Source organism: Helicobacter pylori (genome assembly GCF_002832345.1).
Lineage (GTDB): Bacteria > Campylobacterota > Campylobacteria > Campylobacterales > Helicobacteraceae > Helicobacter > Helicobacter pylori_CP.
Genome location: NZ_PHLZ01000011.1, coordinates 41,662 through 51,711, shown reverse-complemented (window position 1 = coordinate 51,711; position 10,050 = coordinate 41,662). Strand labels below are relative to the sequence as shown.

The window sequence follows — 10,050 nt, the reverse complement described above, 5'->3', positions numbered from 1 at the left end:
GTTGTGGGGATTTAGTTGGGGGTTGTAGGGGGGAGAACTATTTTAATACCCCCTATTCTCTTAAGAGTTTTATTATAAACAGAGCCTAAAAACGATATACTCTGTTAAAAAATTATGGGAGTTTAAGCTTTGCGTGTTTTTATTATTTCTTTAAATCAAAAAGTGTGCGATAAATTTGGTTTGGTTTTTAGAGACACCACGACTTTACTCAATAGCATCAATGCCACCCGCCACAAGGCGCAAATTTTTGATGCGATTTATTCTAAAACTTTTGAAGGCGGGTTGCACCCCTTAGTGAAAAAGCATTTACACCCTTATTTCATCGCGCAAAACATCAAAGACATGGGGATCACAACCAATCTCATCAGTGGGGTTTCTAAGTTTTATTACGCTTTAAAATACCATGCGAAGTTTATGAGCTTGGGAGAGCTTGGGTGCTATGCGAGCCATTATTCCTTGTGGGAAAAATGCATAGAACTCAATGAAGCGATCTGTATTTTAGAAGACGATATAACCTTGAAAGAGGATTTTAAAGAGGGATTGGATTTTTTAGAAAAACACATCCAAGAGTTAGGCTATGTTCGCTTGATGCATTTATTATATGACCCCAATGTTAAAAGTGAGCCATTGAACCATAAAAACCACGAGATACAAGAGCGTGTGGGGATCATTAAAGCTTATAGTCATGGGGTGGGAACGCAAGGCTATGTGATCACGCCCAAGATTGCCAAAGTTTTTTTAAAGAACAGCCGAAAATGGGTTGTTCCTGTGGATACGATAATGGACGCTATTTTTATCCATGGCGTGAAAAATCTGGTGTTACAACCTTTTGTGATCGCTGATGATGAGCAAATCTCTACGATAGCGCGAAAAGAAGAACCCTATAGCCCTAAAATCGCCCTAATGAGAGAACTCCATTTTAAATATTTGAAATATTGGCAGTTTGTATAATCAATAATAAAAATACTAAAGAGCGTTTTAAAGCTTTAGCTGTCCCTATTTGATTAGAATAAAGCTCGTTTTTAATCGCTTTTAAGAATGGATTGAAATTTTGAGTGGATTTTAAAAGGGTTTTTAACCCCTTTTAGCTTCTATAAGCAATCTAAAATAAGACGCATTAAAAGAATGAAACGCATTAGAAAATTATTTTCTAATTTTCTAATGCTTTAAGATTAAGACTTTTTAGGATTGGCTTCGGTTACCCTAATCGTTCTGCCCATAAAATCCGTATTATCCAATTTAGCAATCGCTTCACTAACGCCCTCTTCTTGCATTTCTACAAAGCCAAAACCTTTAGGTTTCTTCGTTTCTCTGTCATAAATCAGCTTGACATTAAAAACTTTGCCAAATTGACTGAAAAGCTCCTTGACTTGCTCACTGGTAGCACTATAAACCAAATTCCCTACATAAATGTTTTTCAAGATAAAATTCTCCGGTAAAAAAATGACAACATACCCATAAGAATATGAAAAAGTTATAAAAAAGTAACACTTCTAAAACCCAAACACATCCAAAACAGAAGTATGGTGGATTTTATCTAATGATTGCTTAAAAAATTATAAAAGCTATTAAAATTGGGTATTGATAATAAAATAGAACTTACACAAGCAAGCAGTAATTTTAAAAAGCGTTATCAAAGGATAAGGAGAACATGGTTTCAAAATCACCCCCTATCCTTTTAAAAGCTTTACCATAAAACAAAGTTTTAAAAAAACAACATTAAAGCCAAACAAGAATGTTTTGCTTAATGCCCCTCATCGGTTAAAACAGCCCCTGCCAAATACACATAAGTGAGGATCATAAAAACAAAAGCTTGTAAAATCCCCATAAAAAACAAAACCATAAAGGGTGCTACAGGAACAGCCCAAGGCACTAATAAAAGCATGATGAGCAAGAACATGTCATCGCCCTTGATATTCCCAAACAAACGAAACGATAAAGACACGATCCTAGAAAAATGCGAGATGATCTCAATAGGGAACATGAAAGGGGCGAGCCATTTCACAGGGCCTGCAAAATGAGCGAAATACTTGAAAAAGCCCTGCACTCTAATGCCTTCAAAATGGTAATAAAAAAACACAATCAGCGCTAAAACCAGCGTAAAACTCCAACTAGCCGTAGGGGATTCAAAGCCAGGAATGATGCCTATCATGTTAGAAAAAAAGACATACAAAGCGATCGTGCCAGCTAGGGGGAAGTATTTGCGGGCTAATTCTTCGCCTATAATATCCTTAGCCACGCTCAAAATCGCGCTAATGATGCTCTCATACACATTCTGCAAACCCATAGGCACCATCTGCATTTTGCGCGACGCGCCAAGCGAAATGAAAAACATCAAAACCGCTGTCAAAACGACAAAAAACCCAGTGATAAAATCATGATTGGAGCTAAAAAAATTAGCAATAGTAAATACTCTGTGTTCCATGAAAAAGTTTCTCTAAGCCTTATTGAAAATTTCCTTAATTGTAGCAATTAAGTTTTAAAAACTCATTAAACCAAGCTTTTTAACGAGTTTTTTAACGATTTATCCTGTTTTCTTTTAAAATTCACCCATAATAATTAGGGGCTTCTTTAGTAATATCCACGCCATGCACATGGCTTTCTTTTAACCCCGCGCTAGTGATTTCTACAAATTCAGCGTTTTGATACAATTCCAAAATATTTTTCGCCCCCTGATACCCCATAGAAGAACGCACGCCCCCTACTAATTGGAAAATCATATCCGAAACCTTACCACGATAAGGCACACGCCCTTCAATGCCTTCTGGGACTAACTTTTCACTCGCTACGCCCTCTTGAAAATACCTATCAGAGCTCCCTTTAGTCATAGCCCCAATGCTGCCCATTCCCCTATAACTTTTATATTGCCTCCCTTGATAGATCATAAAATCCCCTGGCGATTCTTCTGTGCCAGCGAGTAAAGAGCCTATCATCACGCTTGATGCTCCCAAAGCCAAAGCCTTAGCCACATCGCCTGAATAGCGAATCCCTCCATCTGCAATCACAGGAATATCAAATTTAGACGCCACTTCTACGCAATTATCAATCGCGCTCACTTGGGGCATTCCCACCCCAGCCACAATCCTAGTGGTGCAAATGCTTCCTGGCCCAATACCCACTTTAACAGCGTCCGCTCCCGCGCTAATCAAATCGCTTGTGGCTTCTTTAGTAACCACATTCCCCACAATCACATCCACTACCAAGCTTTTTTTAATCTCTTCTAAAGTGTGTAAAATGTTCGCCGAATGCCCATGCGCGCTGTCTAATACCAACGCATCTACCCCCGCTTTAACTAACATTTCAGCCCTATCCAACTGCCCCACTCCAATAGCCGCCCCCACTCTCAAGCGCCCAAAATCATCTTTATTGGCCTCAGGGTATTCAATGCGTTTTTGAATGTCCTTGATCGTGATCAAGCCTTTTAAAACATTATCTTTATCCACAATAGGCAATTTTTCAATCTTATGCTTGTGCATCAAATCGCTCGCTTCATCCAAACTAATGCCCACATGAGCGGTAACTAAAGGCATTTTAGTCATCACATCGCCCACTTTTTTACTCAAATCCGTTTCAAAGCGCACGTCTCTGTTGGTTAAAATCCCGATCAACAACCCCTTATCATCTACCACAGGCACGCCTGAAATCTTATAATTATCCGTTATGACTTTAGCGTCCGCTAGCGTCCTGTGTGCATGGATAAAAATAGGATCATTAATCACCCCGCTTTCGCTTTTTTTAACTTTAGTGATTTCTTTGAGTTGCGTTTGAATATCCATGTTTTTATGCACGATGCCAATACCCCCAAGGCGCGCCATAGCGATAGCGGTTTTATGCTCTGTAACCGTATCCATAGCCGCGCTAATAAAGGGGATATTCAAACGAATGTTTTTAGTTAGGCGAGACTTTAAGCTCACATCTTTAGGTAAAACGCTAGACTTTCTAGGCACCATCAACACGTCTTCAAAAGTCAAAGCCCTTTGTAAAATTCTCATTTTCTATCCTTAATCTAATTTTAAATCTAATTCTTGCTCTAAAGCGTAAGAAACATCTAAAAGGCTTTGCTCATCAAAAGCCTTAGCAATGAATTGCATCCCTATGGGCAAGCCTAAAGGATCTTTAGCGACCGGCAAGGAAAGGGCCGGCAAACCACTCAAATTCGCCCCAATCGTGTAAATATCGCTCAAATACATTTCTAGAGGGCTTGCATGGTAATTGAATAAATGGGCGCTCGTGGGAGCTATAGGGGTGAAAATCAAATCCACTTCTTCAAAAATCTTGTTGTATTGCTCTTTAATCATCAAACGCATTTGCTGGGCTTTCAAATAATAAGCGTCATAATACCCGCTGCTTAAGACAAAATTCCCTAACATGATGCGCCGTTTCACCTCATCGCCAAAACTTTCACTGCGGCTTTTGAGATACAATTCTTTCAAATCTTTAATATTTTGAGCCCTCCTCCCATAACGCACCCCATCAAATCGGGCCAGATTCGAACTCGCTTCAGCCATGCTGATAATATAATAGACAGAGATTTGATAATGCGAATCCAACATCTTTTTTTCCACAATCTCATGCCCCATTTCTTTCAAGGCTTTAAGGGTGTTTTCATAAGCGAGTTGCACTTCATTGCTCGCATCTTTAATGTGATCTCTTAAGACAGCGATTTTAAAGCGTTTGTCTCTGTTAAGGTTTTTAAAGGTTTGCGTGGGTTTGAGATTCGCGCTCGTGGAGTCCTTGCTATCATACCCACTAATTGCATCAAATAAAAGAGAAGCGTCTTCTACATTTTGCGTGATAGGCCCAATTTGATCAAAACTAGAGCAATACGCGATCAAACCATAACGGCTCACCCTCCCGTAAGTGGGTTTTAACCCCACGCACCCGCAATAGCTCGCCGGCTGCCTGATAGACCCGCCCGTATCGCTCCCTAAAGCCGCCACCGCTAAGCCGCCTGCCACAGCTGCTGCACTTCCTCCGCTACTCCCTCCAGGCACTCTGTTTTTGTCTCGTGGGTTTTTAGTGATCCCATAGCAACTAGACTCTGTGGTGCTTCCCATCGCAAACTCGTCCATGTTAGAAAGCCCAAACCCTGCCATGCTGTTTTGGTGCAAGTTTTCCATCACGCTCGCATGATAAGGAGCGATATAGCCTTTTAAAATCTTACTGGAGCAAGTGATTTCCCACCCCTTAACGCTGATATTGTCTTTAATAAGGATCGGCACCCCTTTAGCGCTAGCGCCATTAAGGCTAGGGGCTTTAATATAAGCGTTCAAATCTGAAGCTCTGACCTTAGCGTCAATTTCGTTTTTAAGGGTTTCTAATTCATCTTGGGATAAAGAAAGGGCTTGTTTTAAAGTGATCATGTTTTTAGCCTTACAAAAAATTTAATGGTAGTTTAACATGCTTACATATAAAACGAGCTTATAAGAGCGTTTTTAAAAAGCGTTCAACTCGCTTATTTAAATCTTTTAAACTGGAGCTGTTGTCTATGATGTAATCGCTCATGGCGCGTTTTTGCTCTATATCCATTTGACAAGCTAAGCGCTGCAAAATTTCAGTTTCTTTGAGTTTGTCTCGCTCTAAAAGGCGCTCAATTTGTAAAGCCCTAGGCGCATAGATTAACACCACCCTACTCACAGGATAGCGTTTTTTACCTCCCACTTCAAAAAACAAAGGGATGTCTAAAAAATACGCTTGATGATTTTTTTCTAATTCATAGGCTTTTTTAAGCATGCATTCACGGATTAAGGGGTGCAAAAAATCTTCTAGCCATTTTAACTCATTAGTATTTTGAAACACGATCGCGCCAAGTTTTTTGCGATTCAAAATATCTTTTTCTATAATCTCTGATCCAAAATGTTGGGCGATTTTAAACCGGTGCTCTTGCAATAATTGGTGGGCGATCTTATCCGCATCTAAAATTTTATAACCTTGCGATTCTAATATTTTAATGGTGGTGCTTTTACCGGTACCTATCCCCCCTGTCAGAGCGATAGCGTTTTTTAAAACCATTTTAAGATTTGATATTGTCTTTAAAGACTTCTTGTAAATTTTTAGGCAAAGCGAATGCAGCCCTATGAATGTCTTCGTTATAGTATCTCACGCTTTTTAGCGTTTCTATTTTTGGCGTCATTAAATCTTTTAAGGGGTGGGTTTTAAAAGAAGCGTAAATATAACCCTTATTGCTCAAAATCCTTAAAGGCGCTACAAAAGGCATGGCAACAGAAAAAACTCCGCCCATGTTTTTAAGGGCGTTTTGCATGCTCACATGCTCTAATAATGGGTGTTTGGCTACCGAAATAAACACCCCATCTTCTTTAAGCATTCTTTTTAAACCATCTATTTTATGAATATCCGGCTCTTGCAAGCAAAGGATCAAATCGTATTTTTTAATGTCTAAATCTAAGAGTTGTTTAGCGTGCGTGAAATTCTTGTTGTTTTTCACTTCATGGAAATGGGGGAAAAAACTAATGAAGCTGTCTAAAATCTTTTCATCCGCTTGCACAAAATCTATATGCGTGTCGTATTTAAAAAGCTGGTGGGCTAATTCCAAATCAAACCCATCCACAATCAAAACTTCTTTAAGCTCTTTCTTGGTGCAACCCCCCATATGAGCGAGCAACTCGCTTTCAATATGAAGAAAGTTTTTAAACAGCAATTGGCGGTTAAGCATCGCAATTTCACCAAAATCCTTAGATTTAAAAATCTCTAAGATATTATGCTCGCTTCTAACATCTAGTAATTTCGCTTCTATGGTGTATTCTTTACGCAAATACGGCGTGATTTCTTGGGTGATCCACATTGACATTCTCTCATCACTTTGTAATATTTAATTTATATGCTATCCAAAAAATCTAAATTATTGTAATAAACGCCCTAACTTTCCTTAAGGCATTCTAAAAAAAGTTCCGTATCGCTCTTAAAGCGCTCTTTTTTAAAGTCCAAATCAATACTGATGGCTTTATGCTGGCTGTCTAATTTATCGGTTGAATGCTTTTTTAACACCATTTGACACTTTGAAATCTCAATGGCGTCTAAAGCCTTATCCCCTATCGCCCCTATCGTATAAAAATCATCGCTCTTTTTTTCTAAGAGAAAGGATTCATAAAAGGGCCTTAAACTCAAATCGCTGTTACTGGTGGTATAAACATACGAAGAAATCTTGCCCTTAAATTGCGCGATTTGCGTTTTAGTGTCATTAAAAGTGAAAGTTTGGATCTGGCGATCTTTATCGTTTTGATCTTTTAAAAAACGCTTCAAGGCTTTGGATTTGATTTCTATCAGCCATTGATCCCCTTCTTTACTCATCACAATATCCCCATTTTTTAGGGGGTAGAAATTTTGTTGGGAATATTCAATGAGCTTTGGATTTTTTGTTTTTCTTTTCGGTTTGTAAAGGAACGGGTTTTTTGTATCGTTATTGGCAGTGTTGTTGTTATGAAACTCATTTTGGTATAAGGGCGGATTTTTTGCATCATTATCGCTTGGCTCATTCAATAAAATCACAGAAGTTTCGGGGTTAAAAGAATCGTTTCCATCTTTAGTCAGTTGGGCGAAAGCATCTCTTTCTTCTGTAGGCTGATACACCATGTTTTTTAAAAAAATCGTTTCGCTAAAGACTTCATAATCCGAATCCACATAGCTAGGGCGTTTAGAGCCGTCATTTTCTTGCTCTTGGGCTTTTTTTTGCAACTTAATAAACCTCTCTTGCGAGCAAGCTAAAAAGCATATTAAAATCATTATTACCACGCTTATTTTTTTGACTAAAAACAATGCCAGACCCTTATTTAAGCTTTAAATAACTATAATATTGTAATCTAATTTTGATTAAATTGAAGCGATAAAAAAGATGAATACAAGCCCTAAAACTTTAAAAACCATTGCGATTTTAGGCCAGCCTAATGTGGGGAAAAGCTCACTATTTAACCGCCTGGCTAGAGAAAGGATCGCTATCACTTCAGATTTTGTAGGCACTACACGAGACATTAACAAACGAAAAATCGCATTGAATGGTCATGAAGTGGAATTGTTAGATACAGGGGGCATGGCTAAAGACGCTCTTTTGTCTAAAGAAATCAAAGCCCTTAATTTAAAAGCCGCTCAAATGAGCGATTTGATTTTATACGTTGTGGATGGCAAGTCTATCCCTAGCGATGAAGACATCAAGCTTTTTAGAGAGGTTTTTAAAACCAACCCTAACTGCTTTTTAGTGATCAATAAGATTGATAACGACAAAGAAAAAGAGCGAGCTTATGCGTTTTCTTCTTTTGGCATTCCCAAGAGTTTTAACATCTCCGTTTCGCACAATAGAGGCATTAGTGCATTAATTGATGCGATATTGAACGCACTGAATTTAAACCAAATCATAGAGCAAGATTTGGATGCGGATATTTTAGAAAGCTTAGAAACCCCTAATAACGCTTTAGAAGAAACTAAAGAAGAAGAAATCATTCAAGTGGGCATCATTGGGAGGGTGAATGTGGGCAAAAGTTCGCTCTTAAACGCGCTCACGAAAAAAGAAAGGAGCCTTGTCTCTAGCATGGCTGGCACTACCATTGACCCCATAGATGAAACTATTCTAATAGGCGATCAAAAAATCTGCTTTGTGGATACCGCTGGCATCAGGCATAGGGGTAAAATTTTAGGCATTGAAAAATACGCGCTAGAACGCACGCAAAAAGCCTTAGAAAAATCCCACATCGCGCTTTTAGTTTTAGACGTGAGCGCTCCTTTTGTGGAATTAGACGAAAAGATCAGCTCCTTAGCGGATAAACATTCTTTAGGCATCATTCTTGTTTTAAACAAATGGGACATCCGCTACGCCCCTTATGAAGAGATCATGGCAACCTTAAAAAGGAAATTCCGCTTTTTAGAATACGCCCCTGTGATCACAACCAGTTGCTTAAAAGCGCGCCATATAGATGAAATCAAGCATAAAATCATAGAAGTCTATGAGTGTTTTTCCAAACGCATTCCCACAAGCTCACTCAATAGCGTGATTTTTCAAGCCACCCAAAAACACCCCTTGCCAAGCGATGGCGGAAAATTAGTGAAAGTGTATTACGCCACGCAATTTGCCACCAAACCCCCTCAAATCTCTCTTGTAATGAATCGCCCTAAAGCCTTGCATTTCAGTTACAAACGCTATTTGATCAACACTTTAAGGAAAGAATTTAATTTTTTAGGCACGCCCTTAATCCTTAACGCTAAAGATAAAAAAAGCGCCCAACAAAATTAAATTTTTTATGCGTTAAACCCCCCTAAAAAAGCGTTTTTTGCTTGATTTATCTTTAGGATTTGATTATAATTACCGCTCAATCAGTCAAGCTAGGCGGTTAAATCGCTTGGTTTTAGCATCTATTAGAAAAGGGGTTATCCACATGAACAAAGCGGAATTTATTGATTTGGTTAAAGAAGCGGGTAAATACAGCAGCAAAAGAGAAGCCGAAGAAGCGATCAGCGCCTTTACTCTAGCGGTAGAAACAGCTTTAAGCAAGGGTGAAAGCGTGGAGTTGATTGGTTTTGGCAAATTTGAAACCGCAGAGCAAAAAGGCAAAGAAGGTAAAGTTCCAGGAAGCGATAAAACTTATAAAACCGAAGACAAACGAGTACCTAAATTCAAACCCGGCAAAATCCTTAAACAAAAAGTTGAAGAAGGCAAGTAAATCTAATCCACTCAGCAAGGGGCTTATCAATAGATGGTAAGCTTCTTGCTTTCTTATGTCCTTGTAGCTCAGCTGGATAGAGCGTATGATTCCTAATCGTAAGGTCGTGGGTTCGAATCCCGCCAAGGACACCACTCGCATTATTTTTACTACCATAGGGATTTAAAACAGTCGTTGTTTGTGTTGTTTGCGAAAAAGGTAGTTAAAAGAAATTAAAAATTTAACCTTATCCTTAAAAAAGTACTCAAAAAAATATTTTATTTTTCATCTTATTTAAAAAATATTCAAAGCATTTTTTACAATTAAAAAGATCTTTCAAAAAGCAAGCGATAACCTCTTAAAAAGCACTCTTTAAGGGGGTTTTAGTTGTGGGTTGTAGGGGAGG

10 protein-coding genes and 1 tRNA gene are annotated in these 10,050 nt (G+C 38.6%); 4 read left to right on the top strand and 7 right to left on the bottom strand.

What is annotated here, in order from left to right:
* The first annotated feature begins 129 nt into the window (after positions 1–129).
* Positions 130–951: a glycosyltransferase family 25 protein gene (locus tag CXY28_RS04505; RefSeq protein WP_100979637.1), complete on the top strand. Its 822-nt coding sequence runs from the start codon at positions 130–132 to the stop codon at positions 949–951.
* Positions 952–1,172: 221 nt separating this feature from the next.
* Here CXY28_RS04505 and CXY28_RS04500 read toward each other — a convergent pair whose 3' ends face one another.
* From CXY28_RS04500 to CXY28_RS04470, 7 genes are all read right to left on the bottom strand, one after another.
* Positions 1,173–1,421: an RNA-binding protein gene (locus tag CXY28_RS04500; RefSeq protein WP_000790557.1), complete on the bottom strand. Its 249-nt coding sequence runs from the start codon at positions 1,419–1,421 to the stop codon at positions 1,173–1,175.
* 323 nt (positions 1,422–1,744) lie between these two features.
* A complete protein-coding gene (locus tag CXY28_RS04495) occupies positions 1,745–2,425 on the bottom strand; it encodes a F0F1 ATP synthase subunit A (protein ID WP_000401209.1) in 681 nt (226 codons plus the stop codon).
* Between the two features lie 121 nt (positions 2,426–2,546).
* Positions 2,547–3,992, bottom strand: coding sequence for an IMP dehydrogenase (guaB, locus tag CXY28_RS04490; protein WP_001221704.1), 1,446 nt, complete (start codon positions 3,990–3,992; stop codon positions 2,547–2,549).
* Between the two features lie 9 nt (positions 3,993–4,001).
* Positions 4,002–5,363, bottom strand: a complete 1,362-nt coding sequence (gene gatA / locus CXY28_RS04485; protein ID WP_100979635.1) for an Asp-tRNA(Asn)/Glu-tRNA(Gln) amidotransferase subunit GatA — start codon at positions 5,361–5,363, stop codon at positions 4,002–4,004.
* Positions 5,364–5,421: 58 nt separating this feature from the next.
* On the bottom strand, positions 5,422–6,012 hold the full coding sequence (coaE, locus tag CXY28_RS04480) for a dephospho-CoA kinase (RefSeq protein ID WP_100979633.1): 591 nt from the start codon (positions 6,010–6,012) through the stop codon (positions 5,422–5,424).
* Position 6,013: 1 nt separating this feature from the next.
* Positions 6,014–6,802 (bottom strand): spermidine synthase, encoded by a 789-nt coding sequence (locus CXY28_RS04475; protein ID WP_100974049.1) that lies wholly within the window; start codon positions 6,800–6,802, stop codon positions 6,014–6,016.
* Positions 6,803–6,876: 74 nt separating this feature from the next.
* Positions 6,877–7,773: a hypothetical protein gene (locus CXY28_RS04470; RefSeq protein ID WP_100974048.1), complete on the bottom strand. Its 897-nt coding sequence runs from the start codon at positions 7,771–7,773 to the stop codon at positions 6,877–6,879.
* 76 nt (positions 7,774–7,849) lie between these two features.
* Between CXY28_RS04470 and der the strand changes: the two genes are divergently transcribed.
* From der to CXY28_RS04455, 3 genes are all read left to right on the top strand, one after another.
* Positions 7,850–9,238, top strand: coding sequence for a ribosome biogenesis GTPase Der (der, locus tag CXY28_RS04465; protein WP_100979631.1), 1,389 nt, complete (start codon positions 7,850–7,852; stop codon positions 9,236–9,238).
* Positions 9,239–9,380: 142 nt separating this feature from the next.
* The gene (locus tag CXY28_RS04460; protein ID WP_001029098.1) at positions 9,381–9,665 is read left to right on the top strand and encodes an HU family DNA-binding protein; all 285 of its coding nucleotides are present in this window, start codon (positions 9,381–9,383) and stop codon (positions 9,663–9,665) included.
* Between the two features lie 57 nt (positions 9,666–9,722).
* Positions 9,723–9,799, top strand: a tRNA-Arg gene (locus CXY28_RS04455).
* Positions 9,800–10,050 lie beyond the last annotated feature (251 nt).

Excerpts from the sequence above, each read along its gene's own strand:
- CXY28_RS04495 (WP_000401209.1), bottom strand. The coding sequence starts at position 2,425 with ATGGAACACAGAGTATTTACTATTGCTAATTTTTTTAGCTCCAATCAT.
- guaB (WP_001221704.1), bottom strand. The coding sequence starts at position 3,992 with ATGAGAATTTTACAAAGGGCTTTGACTTTTGAAGACGTGTTGATGGTG.
- gatA (WP_100979635.1), bottom strand. The coding sequence starts at position 5,363 with ATGATCACTTTAAAACAAGCCCTTTCTTTATCCCAAGATGAATTAGAA.
- coaE (WP_100979633.1), bottom strand. The coding sequence starts at position 6,012 with ATGGTTTTAAAAAACGCTATCGCTCTGACAGGGGGGATAGGTACCGGT.
- CXY28_RS04475 (WP_100974049.1), bottom strand. The coding sequence starts at position 6,802 with ATGTGGATCACCCAAGAAATCACGCCGTATTTGCGTAAAGAATACACC.
- der (WP_100979631.1), top strand. The coding sequence starts at position 7,850 with ATGAATACAAGCCCTAAAACTTTAAAAACCATTGCGATTTTAGGCCAG.
- CXY28_RS04460 (WP_001029098.1), top strand. The coding sequence starts at position 9,381 with ATGAACAAAGCGGAATTTATTGATTTGGTTAAAGAAGCGGGTAAATAC.